17 protein-coding genes are annotated in these 16,236 nt (G+C 63.6%); all 17 read right to left on the bottom strand.

The window, feature by feature from the left end; translation table 11 throughout:
* Window positions 1-4: 4 nt before the first annotated feature.
* The 17 genes from ACH49N_RS17475 to secE all read right to left on the bottom strand — a co-directional run bounded on the left by ACH49N_RS17475 (window position 5) and on the right by secE (window position 16,212).
* Window positions 5-946 (bottom strand): hypothetical protein, encoded by a 942-nt coding sequence (locus ACH49N_RS17475; RefSeq protein WP_358273463.1) that lies wholly within the window; start codon window positions 944-946, stop codon window positions 5-7.
* Between the two features lie 80 nt (window positions 947-1,026).
* Window positions 1,027-1,677 (bottom strand): hypothetical protein, encoded by a 651-nt coding sequence (locus ACH49N_RS17470; RefSeq protein WP_358273591.1) that lies wholly within the window; start codon window positions 1,675-1,677, stop codon window positions 1,027-1,029.
* 134 nt (window positions 1,678-1,811) lie between these two features.
* Complete coding sequence (locus ACH49N_RS17465; protein ID WP_159920385.1) at window positions 1,812-3,059, bottom strand: MCE family protein; 1,248 nt, start codon at window positions 3,057-3,059, stop codon at window positions 1,812-1,814.
* Entirely contained in the window at window positions 3,056-4,339 is a 1,284-nt protein-coding gene (locus tag ACH49N_RS17460; RefSeq protein ID WP_159920383.1) for an MCE family protein, read from the bottom strand. Before ACH49N_RS17460 ends, ACH49N_RS17465 begins: the two co-directional genes overlap by 4 nt.
* Window positions 4,336-5,595 (bottom strand): MCE family protein, encoded by a 1,260-nt coding sequence (locus tag ACH49N_RS17455; RefSeq protein WP_250772648.1) that lies wholly within the window; start codon window positions 5,593-5,595, stop codon window positions 4,336-4,338. Before ACH49N_RS17455 ends, ACH49N_RS17460 begins: the two co-directional genes overlap by 4 nt.
* Entirely contained in the window at window positions 5,595-6,590 is a 996-nt protein-coding gene (locus ACH49N_RS17450) for an MCE family protein (protein WP_358273464.1), read from the bottom strand. Before ACH49N_RS17450 ends, ACH49N_RS17455 begins: the two co-directional genes overlap by 1 nt.
* Entirely contained in the window at window positions 6,587-7,666 is a 1,080-nt protein-coding gene (locus tag ACH49N_RS17445; protein ID WP_109327975.1) for an MCE family protein, read from the bottom strand. The genes ACH49N_RS17450 and ACH49N_RS17445 overlap by 4 nt, the downstream gene beginning before the upstream one ends.
* Complete coding sequence (locus ACH49N_RS17440) at window positions 7,663-9,021, bottom strand: MCE family protein (protein WP_159920379.1); 1,359 nt, start codon at window positions 9,019-9,021, stop codon at window positions 7,663-7,665. Before ACH49N_RS17440 ends, ACH49N_RS17445 begins: the two co-directional genes overlap by 4 nt.
* A complete protein-coding gene (locus tag ACH49N_RS17435; RefSeq protein WP_159920377.1) occupies window positions 9,018-9,878 on the bottom strand; it encodes an ABC transporter permease in 861 nt (286 codons plus the stop codon). The genes ACH49N_RS17440 and ACH49N_RS17435 overlap by 4 nt, the downstream gene beginning before the upstream one ends.
* 4 nt (window positions 9,879-9,882) lie before the next feature.
* Window positions 9,883-10,677, bottom strand: a complete 795-nt coding sequence (locus ACH49N_RS17430; protein ID WP_109327969.1) for an ABC transporter permease — start codon at window positions 10,675-10,677, stop codon at window positions 9,883-9,885.
* Between the two features lie 9 nt (window positions 10,678-10,686).
* Window positions 10,687-11,775, bottom strand: coding sequence for an ABC transporter ATP-binding protein (locus ACH49N_RS17425; RefSeq protein WP_109327967.1), 1,089 nt, complete (start codon window positions 11,773-11,775; stop codon window positions 10,687-10,689).
* 301 nt (window positions 11,776-12,076) lie between these two features.
* Window positions 12,077-12,466, bottom strand: coding sequence for a 50S ribosomal protein L7/L12 (gene rplL, locus ACH49N_RS17420; protein WP_012688867.1), 390 nt, complete (start codon window positions 12,464-12,466; stop codon window positions 12,077-12,079).
* Window positions 12,467-12,544: 78 nt separating this feature from the next.
* Window positions 12,545-13,102, bottom strand: a complete 558-nt coding sequence (gene rplJ, locus ACH49N_RS17415; protein ID WP_109327965.1) for a 50S ribosomal protein L10 — start codon at window positions 13,100-13,102, stop codon at window positions 12,545-12,547.
* Window positions 13,103-13,531: 429 nt separating this feature from the next.
* The gene (rplA, locus tag ACH49N_RS17410; protein ID WP_005252097.1) at window positions 13,532-14,248 is read right to left on the bottom strand and encodes a 50S ribosomal protein L1; all 717 of its coding nucleotides are present in this window, start codon (window positions 14,246-14,248) and stop codon (window positions 13,532-13,534) included.
* Between the two features lie 128 nt (window positions 14,249-14,376).
* The gene (gene rplK / locus ACH49N_RS17405) at window positions 14,377-14,811 is read right to left on the bottom strand and encodes a 50S ribosomal protein L11 (RefSeq protein ID WP_109327963.1); all 435 of its coding nucleotides are present in this window, start codon (window positions 14,809-14,811) and stop codon (window positions 14,377-14,379) included.
* Between the two features lie 61 nt (window positions 14,812-14,872).
* The gene (nusG, locus tag ACH49N_RS17400; protein WP_159920375.1) at window positions 14,873-15,703 is read right to left on the bottom strand and encodes a transcription termination/antitermination protein NusG; all 831 of its coding nucleotides are present in this window, start codon (window positions 15,701-15,703) and stop codon (window positions 14,873-14,875) included.
* A gap of 59 nt (window positions 15,704-15,762) precedes the next feature.
* Entirely contained in the window at window positions 15,763-16,212 is a 450-nt protein-coding gene (secE, locus tag ACH49N_RS17395; RefSeq protein WP_159920374.1) for a preprotein translocase subunit SecE, read from the bottom strand.
* Window positions 16,213-16,236: the final 24 nt, after the last annotated feature.

Below are 16,236 nucleotides of genomic sequence, written 5' to 3'. Positions count from 1 at the left end.
CAGCTCAGCCTTCGCTGTCCGAGATATCGGACAGCACCCACTTGCCGTCGACCTTCTCCAGCTTGACCGACAACGGAGTTGCCGCACTGCCCTGCGCCACAGCGTCTCCCGTGGCACTTACGTTCATGTGCGCCAAGAGTTCCGCCCTGTCTGCTTCGAGGAAGGTGACACCGATGTCGGTGACCGACGCCTCGGTGGCAGTCTTGGTCTGGATGGCCGCGTCTTTCGTCGTCGCCGCAGTCTGATCGAACTCGGCACGCTTGGCCTCGTTCAAGTAGCCACGGGCCTTGTCGAAGTCCTGGTCGATCGTCTCGTAGTTGTAGGTGTACAGCGACTCGATCGCCTCGGTTCCGGCCTTGGTCACCTCCGCGGTGCCACTCTCGTCCACCCACGCGGTGTTGGTGATGTGCCCGCCCGGCTGAAATGCCGCCACGACCGCGAAGATGCCCAGCACCGCTGCGACGGCACCCAGTATCCCCACGAGCTTCCACGTGATACGGCTACTGCCGCTCTCGGGGGTCACCTTCGGAGCCGATTGGGTACTGATACGCGGCTGCAGGTTGGGAACCTTCGCCTTCCCTGCCGCACTTGCCTTGGTCGTGGACACGGTCTTGGCGCCCGGCGCTGCCTTCTTCACCGGCGCTGACTTCGCCATCGATACCGGCTCGCCCGTTTCCGCGGGCTTCGTGTCAGCGGGCTTCGTGTCCCGCGTCGCGGCGGTGTCGACGGCAGCCGCTGCCGCCACATCCTCCTGCCCGACGGGGCTTTTCGCGGTCGGGTCCTGCTCGGGATCAGTCGACGACTTCTTCGGAAGTTTCGTCGTGGGCGAAGGCGGCGGAGTTACTCGCGATGCCGGGTCGTTGACACGGTTGCGGGTTCCCGCTACCCGGGGACGCCTGCCCTTTGCAGCGCTGTCCTGCACGTTGTTACGGCGCTTGGGGGGCATAGTTCACCACTTTCTCATTGCACGACGAACTCTCGTCGACGTGGGCACCGCGGCGACGAATCCGGCGCGGCTCATCACAACTACTGACCGCCGGTGTCACCGGGCGCCGGAACCAACTCCGGCGCGGGGGCGGCCGGACCATCGGTCGGTGCCGGGGCCTGCTCCCCCGGTGTCGGTACCGGTGCCTGCTGTGCCGGTGCCTGCTCTGCCGGTGCCGGTGCGGCGCCGTCGGCGGGCAGCGGGCCGTTTTCGAGGGGGATACGCGCACCCACCGGCTCGACGGAAGACGCCTTCCAGACACCGTCGACGTCCTGCACGTCCAACCTCATGGTGACCTTGGACTTGTCGAAACGGTCAGGCCACGTCGTGGTGACTGCTACGACGACCAGTGCCTTCGCGAGGCCGTCATCCGTGTTCAGCTCCGTCAGAGTGCCCTGCATCAGTTCGGCCTTGCTCGTCGCACCCGACTGGCGCATCTGGTCGGTGAACCCGTCCATGGTCGCCTGAAGATCCTGGTTCATTTTGTCGCCCGTGATGGACGACTTCATGTTCTCGAAGGATCCTTCGAGATTCGCGGAGTCGACCGAATTGAGGTTGATCGCCGCCTGCTGCGCACCGTTCAACGCGGAATCTCGTGCGTCGGCGATCGGCTTGTCCACGAAGAGCGCTCGCGCCCACCCGAAGCCAAACCATCCGGCTGCAATCACCGCGACCACCACCAGTGCGGTCACCGCAGCAAACGCGGCCTTCAGAGTTCTGTCCTTCCCCGGAGCCGATGAGTTCGACTCCGGGGGCGTGGTAGTTCGCGTCACACCAATACCCTACTGATTGTTTTCTTCGGCTCGCTCGAATGGAACCCGAGATGCTACTTGGGAGTAACCCCGAGAAGCGGAGCGAGCTGCGTTGCGATGGGATTCAAGTTGAGGGTGTCCGGCATGACCTTCGGCTTGAAATCCCAGGGCTGAATCGTGTCCGGATCGGCGAACACGATTCGGTCTGCACTTCGCACACCGGTCACGCTCCCCTGAGGCACGTCGCAATTGGCCTCCGTGTTGTACGGGAAGTCCTGCTGGGTGTCGTCGAAGTTCGGATCCCGCCGCTGCATTTCGGCGAGGATTTCATGCGTCCCCTCGTAACCGATCGTGCACGACGGCGGGTTGTTCGTCTCGAGCACGATGCCCTGGTGCACCGTTCCGTCGTTCGGCGCGACGGTCGACGCGGAAGCGGCGATGGCCGGAAGGAACATCAGGATCGGTCGCAATGCGATCGCCTGAGGCGCCAGCTTCTGACCCAGCGCCGACAGGTTGGTCAGATCGGTCGTGAGACTGGGCCCCGTCCGATCGACCAGCAGGCCGAGTTCGTCGCTGGCAGGAATGCCGTTGTCGATGACCGCCCGCACGTCGGGGTCACTGGTGCGCAGCTGCGCGGCGACGGCGTCGAGATCCGAGCTGAACTGCATGATCGCCGACGACTGATCCGACTGCGTTGCCAATACCGTCTGGCTGTCGCGGATCAAGGTCAGGGTTTCCGGTAGAACGTCGAGCCCGTCATCGGTCAGGGTGGACAGAGCATCCGCCAGCGTCTGGAGATCCTCGCCCTTGCCGTTCAATGCCGTTCCCAGTTCAGTGGTGACCGTACGCAGCGCGTCCGTCGGAACCGACCGGACGAGCCCGTTGACACTCATCAACACCTGCTCCACCGGCACGGGGGTCGAGGTGTTGGCCTCGGTGATCATCGAGCCCTCGGCGAGGTACGGGCCCTCGTCGCTGTCCGGCTGGAGGTCGACGTACTGCTCACCGATCGCGGAACGGTTGGCGACGACCGCCTTCGCCGAAGCGGGGATCTCGGGGCCGCCCTTCTTGAGCTTGAGTTCGACGTTCAGTCCGTCCGACGTGAGTGACAGCTCGCCGACCCGGCCGACCGGCACTCCCCGGTACGTCACCTCGGCATTGGTGAAGATGCCGCCAGAATCCCTGAACTGTGCGTTCACGTCGTACTCGCCGAACCCGAGCAGATTGTCGAGCCGGACGTACTTGGCGCCCACGTAGACGAGGCCCAACAGCGCGACCACGGCAAAAGCGACGAGCTGAATCTTGACCAGTCGCGATCTCACTGTCCACCCCCAATTCCGAACTGCTCGAGCAGTCCCCCCATCGGGTTCTGCGGGGACGGTGTCTCCGCGCCCGGGGTTGCGCCGGCGGGCGCGGTGCCGGGCAGCGCCGGGAGCCGCAGGCCCGAAGTCGGGACTGGAACGATCGGAGGCACCGGCAGCAGTGAGATCGTCGGCCAGCCCGGTCGCGGACCGTTGCCGTTGTAGTACGGGTTGGTCGGGTCGACGATCGGCTTCGGCTCGCCGAATTTCGGTGACACATACACCGGATTGCCCTGCCCGACACCGAGCGCGCTCAGCGCGTCGCCGATCTGGAGATCGACCGACAGGAAAAGGTTGACCGAGCCACCGAGAGCGATCTGCTCGACTCCGTCCGGGAACGGAACCGTCGGGATGAACGCCAGGGAGTTGGGTAGGTCGTCGCCGGCATCGGCCAGCGCCTTGAGTGTCGGACGAAGCGCCAGGAGGTCGGCGATCAGATCGTTCTTCGATCGGGTGATGACATCCGTGCCGACCGCACCGAGCCGATCGAGCTGCACCAGCATCTGCGTCAGCTGCGGGCGTTGCTCGTTGAGCACCTGGGCAGCGATCGGCAGGTCATCGAGGATGAGCCCGATCTTCTCGTTCTGCTCGTTCACGCGCGTCGTCAAGGCGTCGAGGCCGTCGAGCGCCCGCGTGATGTCGTCCCGTTGCTGATTGAGACCGTCGATGAGCGTGTTGGCCTGCTCCAGCAAACTGCGCACCCGGCCTTCACGACCGTCGAGTGCAGTGCTCAGTTCGTGCACGATCGGCTGGAGCTGCCCGACACCACCGCCGTTGAGCAACAGCGACAGCGCGCCGAGGACCTGCTCGATTTCGGTGGCGTGCCGGGTGCGATCGAGGCTGATCGTGTCGCCGCTCTGCAACCGGTCCGGATCCTTGTCCTCCGGCGGTTCGGACAACTGCACGAACTTTTCACCGAGGAGGTTGGTTTGTTCGATTGCCGCGACTGCATTCGCAGCCAGGTCCACCGACGAATCGAGGATGACCTCGACATCGGCCGACCAGCCGTCCGGAGCCACCTTGATCGACTCCACCCGACCCACCGGCACACCGTCCACCTTGACGGCCGACTGGGGTACCAGGTCGAGCACGTCGTCGAACTGGATCGTCAGGTGCATGGGGTCGCTCCCGACGTCCGGCCCACCGGGCAGCGGAACACCGTAGATACCTTCCGACGAACAGGAACTCACTGCGAGGGCGACAGCGCACACCCCGGCACCGACAATGACCGAACGCCTCATTCGCCCTCACCGCCTACTGCGTCGTCGAACCGTGGCGACACGACACCCGGCACCGTGCCGGGAGTGACCGTTCGCTGGATGTTCTCGCCGCTCAGGATTCCGAACGGGAGCACGAGCGTCGGCGAGGTCACCGATGCCGTGATCTGCGAGGTGATGTTCTTGCAGTTGTCGATCAACGGCTGCATCTGACGCCCCAGCGCTTCGAAACGCGGATCACCGGGCACGAGCCTGCCAAGGTCGATCAACTTGCAGATCACACCGGCAGGATCCTGGAGCTCGGGGAACGCCAGGCGCGACGCCAGGTTCCCGGACTCCGCGTCGTACGAGTTGGCCAGGTTACTGACGGCCAACGGGAGCAATGTCAGCGAGTTCACCAACGAGTCGCGGTTGTCGGCCAGCGTCTGGGTGACCGGGACGAGATCGTCGAGATTCTCGGCGAGCAGCTCCCTGTTGTCGGCGACGAACTTCGAGACGTCACCGAGAGCGATGGCCAGCTGGTTCAGCGCCGCACCGAGGTTTTCGCGCTCGCCGGCGAGGAATCCGGACAGGTCGGCCAACTGCGTGTTGAACTCCCGGACCTGCTGATCGTTGGCAGCCAGAGCACTGACGAACACCTGGAGGTTCTTGACGGTGTCGAACAGGTCGCCACGGCTCTCGTTGAGCGTACGTGCGGCGTCCGAGAGCTGATTGATGCTCTGCCCCAACGCCTCACCGTTGCCATCAAGGTTCGCGGCGCCGGTCTCGACGAATTCGGTCAGTGCACCTTCCTTGTTCGCGCCTTCCGGACCCAGGGCGGCCGACAGCTTCTCGATACTCGCGTACAGCTCGTCCACCTCGACGGGCGTAGCCGTGCGATCCCGCGGGATCACGGCACCGCTCTCCATCGTCTCTCCGCCGGTATAGACGGGCGTGAGCTGAACGTAGCGGTCGGCGACCACGGACGGTGTGACCTGTGCGGCCTTCGCGTCGGCGGGAATGTCGATGCCGCGGTCGACCCGCATCTCGACCTTCACTTGATCACCCTGTGGCTCCACCGAGTTGATCGATCCGACCTTCACTCCGAGGACACGGACGTCGGAACCCTCGTAGATGCCTACGGACTTGTCGAAATAGGCGGTGATCTTGGTGGTGCCTGCGCGGGTGAACACCCACCACAGCGCCCCCGCAACCACCAGCGCGACAATGACGATCGCCGCGACTACTGCGATCTGACCGCGGTTGGTTCCCCGGGTTTCTCCGTTGTCGGTGTCAGCCATCAGTTACCCCCCAACGTACGGACGGGATCACGGGGTCTGGGAATGTCCGGGAGACCCGGCGGAAGAAGGTTGACCACGACCTGGTCGAACCAGCGCCCGTTGCCGACCACGTTCGTGTACAGGCGGACGAACGGTTCGTACAGTTTCATCGCCCTGTCCAGGTTCTCGTTGTTGGCCTTCAGAATTTCGACGACCCCGTTGAGTTGTTCGAGTGCGGGACCGATCGTGGCTTCGTTCTCGCGTACGAGACCTGTCAACTGCTGCGACAGCCTCTGGGTTCCGGTCAGCAGCTGTGAGATCGACTGCTGGCGACTGTTGAGTTCGGCGAGCAGAAGGCCCGCATCAGTGATCAGCCGGTTGAATTCGGCGTTGCGGTCGGCGAGCACTTTCGTCGTCGTACCGGTCGCGTCGAACAACTTCCGCAGTTCTTGGTCGCGGCTCGCGATGGTCTCCGACAGCCTGCTGACGCCGTCGAGCGACGCGCGGATCTCCGACGGCGTGCCCTCGAAGGCCTGCGACAACGTCACCATGCTTTCCGCCAGCTGATCGGAGTCGATGTCGCCCACCGTTTCCGCTGCCGCCGAGAACGCTTCGACCACGTCATAGGGAGAGGTGGTGCGCTCCAGCGGAATCGGGTCATTGGGATTCAACGAGTCGGAACCCCGGGGCTCGAGAGCCAAATACTTCTGGCCCAGAATCGTTTTGATCTGAATCGATGCCGAGGTTTCGTTGCCAACCCACGCATCGGTGACCTTGAAGTCGACGTTGACGTGGTCTCCGTCAAGTTCGACAGCGGTGACCTTGCCGACCTTCACACCGGCGATGCGCACCTCGTTGGACGGCTTCAGGCCCGCAGCCTCCGAGAATTGCGCGGTGTAGGTCGATCCGGCGCCGATCAAGGGCAGCGAGTCGAGGAAGAATGCCGACAGGGTCGCCAAGAGCACCACGAGGATGCCGAGGGCACCAGCCACTGCCGGGCTGCGACGTTTTCTCATCGTGTTTGCAACTCCCGTAGGCCGTCCAGCGAGCACCGTTTCGCCGAGTTGGTGTACAGCGGTTGGTTCACGGTCGGCAGGCCGGTGGGCAAGTTCAGTTGAGGTGCCGTTCCCGGGCCTGCAACGATGTCGATTCCACACAGGTAGAACTGGAACCACGAGCCGTAACTGGCCGCCCGCCCGAGCTTCTCGAGCTTGACGGGAAGAGTTTCCAGAACGCCGTTGACCGTATCGGAGTTGCGGTTCAACGTCGTCGCCAGCGTATTGAGCGAAGTGATGGACTCCTGAATGGACGGCCTCGTGGGTTCGAGGAGATCTGCGGTCGCGTCGGTGAGGCCGGCGAGGGACGTGACCGCCGACCCGACGGTACCGCGCTCCTCGGACAACCCGGTGACGAGCTGCTGTGTGTTCACGATCAGGGCATCGAGCTGGTCGTCGCGCTGGTTGACCGTGGCGAGCACATCGTTGAGGTTGTTGATCACCGCACCGATCACCCGGTCCTTGTCTGCCACCGTGTTGGTGAGACTCGCTGTGTTCCGCACGAGTTCGGTGATGGTTCCCGACTCGCCCTGGAACACCTGGATGATCTGATAGGACAACTTGTTGACGTCCTCGGCGCTGAGCGTCTGGAAGAGCGGACGGAATCCGTTGAACAGCGTCGTGAGGTTGACTGCGGGTTTGGTTCGCTCGAGGGGAATGGTGTCACCGGCGGTGATCTTCTTCCCCTGCTGGCCCTCGCCCTGCTGGAGCGAGATGTACCGCTGCCCCACAAGGTTTCGGAACCGAATCGTCGCAGTGGTGCTCGCGGGCAACCAATCTCGATCAGCCACGGTGAACTGCACCTCGGCTTCGCGGTCGTCGACGATCGCGATCTTCTCGACCTGGCCGACTCGCACTCCTGCGATACGCACTTCGTCACCCTCGTTGAGCGAGGTGACATCCGAGAAGATCGCGTTGAACTTGGTGCCGCCGCCACCACCGAGGTTGGCGATGGTGGCCGCGAGCAGACCTGTGGCCAGGATCGTGACCACAGCAAAGATGATCAGCTTGATCAGCGGCGCAAGGAGGCCCCTCACTTGAAACTCACCTCAGTCCCCCTCATGGTCGGTGCACCGACGAGTGTCGTCCAGCTCGGCACGTCCTCGGGCGCCATGCCTCCTGCCTCGCCGTACACGACGTCGAGCGTGTCCTGTTCCATCTTCGAACCCGCATAACTGGCGGGTGTGACCTCGGCTCCCCATCCCGGAACCTGGTCCGGTACGCCGGCCGGCGCGGGGAAGAAGTCGATGGTGGAGGGTCCCGGGTTACGCGAAGGCACCTGGTAGGCACCGTCGTTGTACGACGACCCACCTGGATACTGCGGGAACTTGCCGCCGGGTGCGGTGACGTTGTCGTAGCAGGCGGGTCCGCGGTTGTCGAGCAGGCGCGGCTCGTCCTGGTTAGGCAAGTATCGGCCCTTCGGATTGACGAACTGCACGCTGGCACGCACACCCGGGTTCGGGTCGTCCGGCGCAAGCAGTGCACGTGCGATGGGAGCCGTCTTCGCGAATCCGGCGAACGTGCAGCCGAAGCTCGGCGAATACCGGCCGAGAATCTGCAGCGCCTCACGGGAATCGGCCGCGATGTTCACGATCGACTCCGCGTTGGTCTGCAGGAGGTCTGCCGTGCTCGCACCCGTCGCGGTCAGGGACACCAGCAGTGTGGAGAGCTCGTTCTGCTTCTCCACCACGGTGTTCCCTGTGGTCCTCAGGTTGTCGAGCGCGTTGACCAGGTCCGGCGCCGCCTCCGAATACGTCTGCGAGAAGTCCGCGATACCCCGCAGGTCTTCCTGAATCGCAGGAAGTTCCGTGTTGAGTCCGGCGAAGATCTCCTCGAGCCGGTCGAGCGTCAGACCGAGTTCGGCGCCGCGTCCACTGAGTCCCTGCGACAGTGCGCCGAGCGTGTTCGCCAGGTCCTGCGGCGGGATCGCCTGCAGCAGCGGCAGCAAGCCGTCGAGGACCTCGCCGATCTCGACGGCGTTCCCGCTCTTGTCCTGCTCGAGAACGTCACCGGCCTGGATCGGCGGAGCCGTGTCCCCCTCCGGCACGATCAGCGATACGTACCGTTCGCCGAACAGGGTCTTGGGCAGCAATCGCGCCGTCGCGTTGGACGGAATGAGCTCGGCCTTGTCCGGCTGAATGGCCAGATCCAAGGTGACCTCACCCTCCTTGGTGGAGGCCGACCGCACCTCTCCGACGATCAGGCCACGCACCTTGACGTCCGCATTGGGCGGGAGCGCATTTCCGACGGTGTCGGTGACCAGCCCGATCTTGACCACCTTGGTGAACGTCTTGTTGAACATGCCGATCGTGACGGCCAGGAACAGAGCCAGGACAAGGAAGAACACCAGCCCCAGCACCCGTCGACCCACAACAGATGATGTGTTGCTCATCCGGCCACCCTCACTGTGGTCGTCGTGCCCCAGATGGCGAGGCTCAGGAAGAAGTCGAGTACGGCGATCGTCACGATCGCGGTGCGGACTGCCCTGCCCACGGCCACGCCCACGCCGGCGGGGCCGCCCGAGGCGTGATAGCCGTAGTAGCAGTGGATCAGGATCAAGACGAACGCGAAGATGAGGACCTTCGCGAAGGAGTAGAGGACGTCTTGCGGTGGCAGGAACAAGTTGAAGTAATGATCGTACGAACCGGTCGATTGACCATTGAACAAAGTGCTGATGAGCCGGGACGCAAGGTATGCCGCAAGAAGACCCACGATATAGAGCGGAATGACTGCAACGAACCCGGCGACCATGCGCGTGGTGACGAGGAACGGAACACTCGGCACCGCCATGACTTCCAGTGCGTCGATCTCCTCGGAGATACGCATCGCCCCCAGCTGCGCCGTGAAACCACAACCGACTGTTGCCGACAGCGCGAGAGCCGCGACGATGGGTGCGATCTCACGGGTGTTGACGTAGGCGGACAGGAAGCCGGTGAGCACGGAGCTGCCCAGTTGCTCCAAGGCTGCGAAACCTTGCAATCCGACGACTACGCCGGTGAACCCGGACATCATCGCGATGACGCCGATGGTTCCGCCGATGACTGCGAGCGCCCCACTGCCGAAGGTCACTTCGGCGAGCAACCGCAGAACTTCCTTGCGGTAGTGCACGAGCGTGTGCGGCGACCACGCGATCGCCCTGGCGTAGAACGACATCTGCTCGCCGGCCCGGTCGAGCACGTTGAGTGGCGCACGCCCGACACGGCGCGCAGCCATGAGCGTCCGGTCACCGCGTCCCTTTGCGATTGTCATCGGGTCACGATCCCTTCGCCGGAACGATCTGGAGGTACACCATGGTCAAGATCAGGTTGGCAAAGAACAGCAGCAGGAACGTGATGACCACCGACTGGTTCACGGCGTCACCGACACCCTTGGGACCGCCCTTCGGATGCAAACCCTTGTACGCCGCAATGACACCGGCGATGACGCCGAAGACGGCCGCCTTGAGTTCACCCACCCAGATGTCGGGGAGCTGCGCGAAGGCCGAGAACGATGCCAGGTACGCACCGGGATTGCCCCCTTGGAGAATCACATTGAAGAAGTAGCCGCCGGCGATACCGACCACGGACACCAATCCGTTGAGGAGAATTGCGACGAGAACCATCGCGAGGACCCTGGGCACCACGAGGCGCTGCACGGGGTTGATACCCAGAACCTCCATGGCATCGATCTCTTCGCGAATCGTTCGCGCACCGAGATCCGCCGTGACAGCCGAGCCCGCAGCCCCGGCCACCAGGAGTGCTGTCACCAGCGGGGAACCCTGCTGAATGACAGCGAGCACGCTGGCCGCTCCCGTGAACGACTCGGCGCCGAGCTGCTTGATCAGCGACCCCGTCTGCAGTGACACCACTGCGCCGAACGGAATCGCCACCATAGCGGTGGGCAGGATCGTCACGCTCGCGATGAACCAGGCCTGTTCGATAAACTCGCGGAACTGGAACGGTCGTTTGAACGTGTTTCGTGCGACGTCGACGAAAAGCTCGACGATGTTTCCGGCCTGCGTCAGCGCACCGTTGACCGGCCGCAAGACGGAGCTGCGGGTAACCCCCATCCGTTATGCCTACCCTTGCCCGTGAGTGGTGTTCTCGTATCCTTCGCCCCGGTATGCCGGGAGGACCTGCGTATCTTCCTGGCTGTAGGCGTAGTCGTAGTCGCCGCCGTTGCCGGATGTTTCGTCGAGGCTTTCCTGAATTGCTGCCTGCGCGCTCGGCGGCAGGGTGTGCATGATGTGGCGGACGCGTTCCTGCCGGCGGGCCACGGCCTGCCGGAACGGCATCCCCGGCGTCGCCTTCATCTGCGGGACGATCCCCTCGACGTCGTCGACACCACCGGCATGGTGGCCGGCGTCGACCATCGCCTGCTCCTGCGCCATCTGCGCCTCGTCCTTCTCCTCCGACATCCCGATCGGACCGATCATGGTGCCGTTCAGGAACTGCTTGACCACCGGCTCCTCACTGGTGAGCAGCACCTCCCGCGGACCGAACATCACCAAATGCCGACGGAACAGCATGCCGATGTTGTCCGGCACCGTCCGCGCGAGGTTGATGTTGTGCGAGACGATCAGAATCGTCGCGTCGATCTCGGCGTTGATGTCGATCAACGTCTGCGAAATATAGGTGGTACGCACCGGATCCAGACCCGAGTCCGGCTCGTCCACCAGAATGATCTGCGGATCGAGCACCAGGGCGCGGGCCAGGCCGGCACGCTTGCGCATACCACCGGAGATCTCACCGGGCAGCTTCTCCTCGGCCCCGAGCAGACCGACGAGTTCCATCTTCTCCATCACGATCTTGCGGATGTCGGACTCGGACTTCTTCGTGTGCTCGCGCAGCGGGAACGCCACATTGTCGAACAGGTTCATCGACCCGAACAGCGCGCCGTCCTGGAACAGCACACCGAACAACTTCCGGATCTCGTAGAGCTCCTTGGACGAGCACTCGAGAATGTTGGTGCCGTCGATCACGATCGAGCCCTGCTCCGGGCGGAGCAGACCGATCAAGGACTTGAGAAACACCGACTTACCCGTACCCGACGGGCCCAGCAGCGCACTGACCTCACCTGCCGGAAGGGTCAACGTGACGTCCTGCCAGATCCTCTGCGAGCCGAACGACTTGGTCAGTCCCTCGACGGCTACCTCGACACCCACCATTACCTCCGCGACCGTTCGATGCATACACCCCGTGTGGGTTGGGTCACTCTATCGCATCGAAGTGTTACCTGTGACAGAGTATGCTACTCACCGGTAAGAAAGCATGCCAACATGGGGTACCACAATGCAAAACATACCCGCTGAGCTGCGATGACGAGGGCGTTTTGAGCTGGTCGCACGTTCAGTTTCTCGCTCTGAATTTCGACACTCCGGACTCCGTCCGGACATGAAAAAGGGCCACTCCCCACAAGTGGGAAGTGGCCCTCGTTCGTCCGCTCGGGTAGAGCAGCGCGAAACCGTCTTACTTGACGGTGATCTTCGCGCCTGCAGCCTCGAGCTTCTCCTTGGCGGCGTCGGCCGCGTCCTTGGCAACCTTCTCCAGGATGGCCTTCGGAGCACCCTCGACGAGGTCCTTGGCTTCCTTCAGGCCGAGGCCGGAGACGACCTCACGAACGACCTTGATGACCTGGATCTTCTTGTCGCCGGCCGACTCGAGGACGACGTCGAACTCGTCCTGCTCCTCGGCAGCGTCGGCGCCGGCAGCAGCCGGGGCGCCCGCAGCGGCAACGGCAACCGGAGCAGCCGCGGTGACCTCGAAGGTCTCCTCGAATGCCTTCACGAACTCCGACAGCTCGAGAAGGGTGAGCTCCTTGAACTGGTCCAACAACTCTTCGGTGCTGAGCTTCGCCATGATGGCGGTCCTTCCTGTAAGTCCCATGTCGCTGATCCGCGACCGGGCGGGGTTATAGCTGTGATGCGCGGGTGCGGATCAGCTTTCGGCGGGAGCCTCGGCCGGAGCCTCTGCTCCACCCTCGGCGGCCCTCTTCTCCTGCAGTGCGGCAGCCAGACGGGCCACCTGCGAGGCAGGAGCATTGAACAGGCCTGCGGCCTTTGCCAAGTTGCCCTTCATCGCGCCGGCAAGCTTGGCCAACAGGACCTCGCGGGACTCGAGGTCCGCAATCCGGTTGACCTGATCCACGGACAGCGCAGCGCCGTCCATGTAGCCGCCCTTGATGACGAGAGCCTTGTTGTCCTTCGCGAAGTTCTTAATAGCCTTCGCTGCATCGACCGGCTCGCCCTTGATGAATGCAATGGCGGTCGGACCGACGAAAAGGTCGTCAAGGCCTTCGACGCCCGCTTCAGCAGCGGCACGCTTGACCAGGGTGTTCTTGGCGACGGAGTAGGTGGCACCCTCTCCGAGAGCGCGTCGCAGTGTCGTGATGTTGCCCACCGTCAGACCACGGTATTCCGTGATCACAGCAGCGGTCGAACCCTTGAACTGCTCGGTGATCTCCGCAACTGCGGAAACCTTCTCAGGCTTTGCCATACTTCGCCTCCTCTCATGACAGTCGTTATCCCACTTCGGAGCCGCTGCGCACGTCCGAAAATCCGGACGGTGCACAGTCCACGACATGCAAAACGCCCCGGTGCAGGGCACACGGGGCGGAAAAGGAGGCATTCAGCCGGGTACGAAACCGCGACCGAGACGCATCCCCCTACCTCGTCCTCCTGCGTGGGCCGCCGGACATTCCCGGACTTTCAATCGCACCCTCGCGGGGACGATCACCAACGGTCTTGGGTAGAACATGATTTGGGGTGGAGTTCGAATCCTGCATGAACTCCGCAGCACAGACTACGGCATCCCCGGCCGCGCCACCAAATCGGCGTCTTCACGACCAGGGTCGACGCCGCGCAAAAACAGCTCGGCCGGTACGGAGATCTCCGTACCGGCCGAGCTGTGCACAGGTGACGAACTTTACGCGTCGGCATCCTCGAGAAGGTTGCGGGTGCGGTTCGGGTCCACCGGGATGCCCGGGCCGGTGGTGGTCGAAACGGTGACCTTCTTGACGTAACGGCCCTTCGCGGAGGACGGCTTCGCACGCAGGATCTCGTCCAGCGCGGCGCCGTAGTTCTCCACCAGCTTGGCGTCGTCGAACGACGCCTTGCCGATCACGAAGTGCAGGTTGGCCTGCTTGTCGACGCGGAAGTTGATCTTTCCGCCCTTGATGTCCGCGACAGCCTTCGTGACATCGGCGGTCACGGTGCCCGTCTTGGGGTTCGGCATCAAACCACGCGGTCCGAGGACGCGGGCGATGCGGCCGACCTTGGCCATCTGGTCGGGGGTTGCGATCGCGGCGTCGAAGTCGAGCCAGCCACCCTGAATCCGCTCGATGAGGTCCTCGGCACCGACGGCGTCGGCTCCAGCTGCCTCCGCCTCAGCGGCCTTTTCTCCGACTGCGAACACGATGACGCGGGCGGTCTTACCGGTGCCGTGCGGCAGGTTGACCGTTCCGCGGACCATCTGGTCCGCCTTGCGGGGGTCGACGCCCAGACGAACGGCAACCTCGACGGTCGCGTCCATCTTGCTCGACGACGTTTCCTTCGCCAGCTTCGCAGCCTGCAGCGGGCTGTACAGCTTGTCGAAGTCGATCTTCTCAGCGGCGGCGAGGTACGCCTTGCTGCGCTTTGCCATGTTTTCTGTCCTAACTTCTCACCACAGTGTGTGACCAACTGCAGTGGTGAATGGTTCAGTAGTGGTCGGGGCCTGGCCGGCCCTCCCACGCGTTCTCACGACGGCCGTGGCCGTCATACGGAAACGGCTCAGCCGTCGACCGTGATGCCCATCGACCGGGCGGTGCCGGCGATGATCTTCGCGGCCTGCTCGATGTCGTTGGCGTTGAGGTCTTCCTGCTTGGTCTTCGCGATCTCGCGCACCTGGTCCATGGTCACCGAGGCAACCTTGGTCTTGTGCGGCTCGCCGGAGCCCTTCTGGACGCCTGCAGCCTTGAGCAGCAGCTTGGCAGCCGGAGGGGTCTTCAGCTTGAAATCGAAGCTGCGGTCTTCGTAGACCGAGATTTCGACCGGCACAACATTGCCGCGCTGAGACTCAGTCGCCGCGTTGTAGGCCTTGCAGAATTCCATGATGTTCACGCCGTGCTGACCAAGCGCGGGACCCACGGGCGGTGCAGGGTTAGCCTGACCGGCCTGGATCTGAAGCTTGATGAGCCCTGCGAGCTTCTTCTTCTTGGGGGGCATCTCGATTTCCTATTTGTTGCTGGGTGTGTTTCTTGCTACTGCAGTGCAAGTGTGTGTGGCGCTAGATCTTCGCGACCTGCGTGAAGGACAGCTCGACGGGCGTCTCGCGACCGAAGATCGAGACGAGAACCTTGAGCTTCTGCTGCTCCGCGTTGACCTCGCTGATACTGGCGGGAAGCGTCGCAAACGGGCCGTCCATGACGGTGACCGACTCGCCGACCTCGAAATCGACCTCGATGAGCGGCTTCGCGAAGCTCTCTCCCCCGGTGTCACCGGCGGACACTGCCGCGGCGGCAGCCTGCTTCTTCTGCTCCTGCTGCGGCAGCAGGAACTTGACGACCTCGTTCAGCGTCAGCGGCGACGGCCTGGAGGTGGCACCGACGAATCCGGTGACACCGGGCGTATTGCGCACGGCTCCCCAGGACTCGTCGTTGAGCTCCATCCGGACGAGGATGTAACCGGGCAGAACCTTCCGGTTGACCTGCTTGCGCTGGCCGTTCTTGATCTCGGTGACCTCTTCGGTAGGAACTTCCACCTGGAAGATGTAGTCACCGACATCGAGGTTCTGGACACGAGTTTCGAGGTTGGCCTTCACCTTGTTCTCGTAGCCCGCGTAGGAGTGGATGACGTACCAGTCACCAGGCGCACGGCGCAGGGCGGCCTTCAGCTCGGCGACCGGATCCTCGGGCTCCTCGGCGACGACTGCGTCGTCAGCGGGCGCCTCTTCGGCGACGGCAGTGTCGTCGTTCGACGGCTCGGCTACCTCGTCACCGGCAGTGTCCGGAGCATCGATGCCCTCGTCGGCAGCCTCGACATCCACTTCGGCTGCCGCCTCGGCAGAAACACGCTCTTCGGCCAAGGCCTCATTCGTGTCGTTCTCGGGGGTGCTCACTGGGGCACTCGCTTCCTCTCGTCACTCACATACTTCGGATCCAGCCGGGGCGGACTCCGTCAACCGAACAACCAGGTGACGCCTTTGATGACCGCAAGATCGAGTACACCGATGAACGCCACCATGAACACCACGAATACGAGCACAACGCTGGTGTAGGTGATCATCTGCTTGCGGTTGGGCCAGATGACCTTGCGCAGCTCCGCGATGACCTCGCGTAGGAACCGGCGCAGCCGCTTGAAGATGTTCTCCTTCTGCGGCTTGTCGGCACGGTCCTTCGTCGCGGGACGGGCCTTGGTGATCGTCTCGGCTCTCGCGCGTTCCGGCGTCTTCACGGAACTGGCTGCGACGCCGGTGCCGGCCTGCGACCGACGGCTCTGACGTTTGCCGCTCGGCCTTGCCGAGGGACTCTCGGAACGCGTGGTGGCGTCGGCCGCGGTGTCGTCGACACCGTCCGGGCGCGTCGACCCTGAAGTGTCGCCGTCGCGCTTGGCGCGCTCCTCGCTCACGTCGTTCCTCTCAGTCGCTGGCAA

Source organism: Rhodococcus sp. NPDC019647 (assembly GCF_044389235.1).
In the GTDB taxonomy this organism is placed as follows: Bacteria; Actinomycetota; Actinomycetes; order Mycobacteriales; family Mycobacteriaceae; genus Rhodococcus_F; species Rhodococcus_F oxybenzonivorans.
The sequence above is the reverse complement of the archived record's forward strand: the minus strand, read 5'-3'. Positions and strand labels throughout refer to the sequence as shown.

What these genes read in the sequence shown, in the direction of transcription:
- ACH49N_RS17475 (WP_358273463.1), bottom strand. Translation starts at nt 946, where the DNA reads ATGCCCCCCAAGCGCCGTAACAACGTGCAGGACAGCGCTGCAAAGGGC.
- ACH49N_RS17460 (WP_159920383.1), bottom strand. Translation starts at nt 4,339, where the DNA reads ATGAGGCGTTCGGTCATTGTCGGTGCCGGGGTGTGCGCTGTCGCCCTC.
- ACH49N_RS17455 (WP_250772648.1), bottom strand. Translation starts at nt 5,595, where the DNA reads ATGGCTGACACCGACAACGGAGAAACCCGGGGAACCAACCGCGGTCAG.
- ACH49N_RS17450 (WP_358273464.1), bottom strand. Translation starts at nt 6,590, where the DNA reads ATGAGAAAACGTCGCAGCCCGGCAGTGGCTGGTGCCCTCGGCATCCTC.
- ACH49N_RS17440 (WP_159920379.1), bottom strand. Translation starts at nt 9,021, where the DNA reads ATGAGCAACACATCATCTGTTGTGGGTCGACGGGTGCTGGGGCTGGTG.
- ACH49N_RS17435 (WP_159920377.1), bottom strand. Translation starts at nt 9,878, where the DNA reads ATGACAATCGCAAAGGGACGCGGTGACCGGACGCTCATGGCTGCGCGC.
- ACH49N_RS17430 (WP_109327969.1), bottom strand. Translation starts at nt 10,677, where the DNA reads ATGGGGGTTACCCGCAGCTCCGTCTTGCGGCCGGTCAACGGTGCGCTG.
- ACH49N_RS17425 (WP_109327967.1), bottom strand. Translation starts at nt 11,775, where the DNA reads ATGGTGGGTGTCGAGGTAGCCGTCGAGGGACTGACCAAGTCGTTCGGC.
- rplL (WP_012688867.1), bottom strand. Translation starts at nt 12,466, where the DNA reads ATGGCGAAGCTCAGCACCGAAGAGTTGTTGGACCAGTTCAAGGAGCTC.
- rplJ (WP_109327965.1), bottom strand. Translation starts at nt 13,102, where the DNA reads ATGGCAAAGCCTGAGAAGGTTTCCGCAGTTGCGGAGATCACCGAGCAG.
- rplA (WP_005252097.1), bottom strand. Translation starts at nt 14,248, where the DNA reads ATGGCAAAGCGCAGCAAGGCGTACCTCGCCGCCGCTGAGAAGATCGAC.
- rplK (WP_109327963.1), bottom strand. Translation starts at nt 14,811, where the DNA reads ATGCCCCCCAAGAAGAAGAAGCTCGCAGGGCTCATCAAGCTTCAGATC.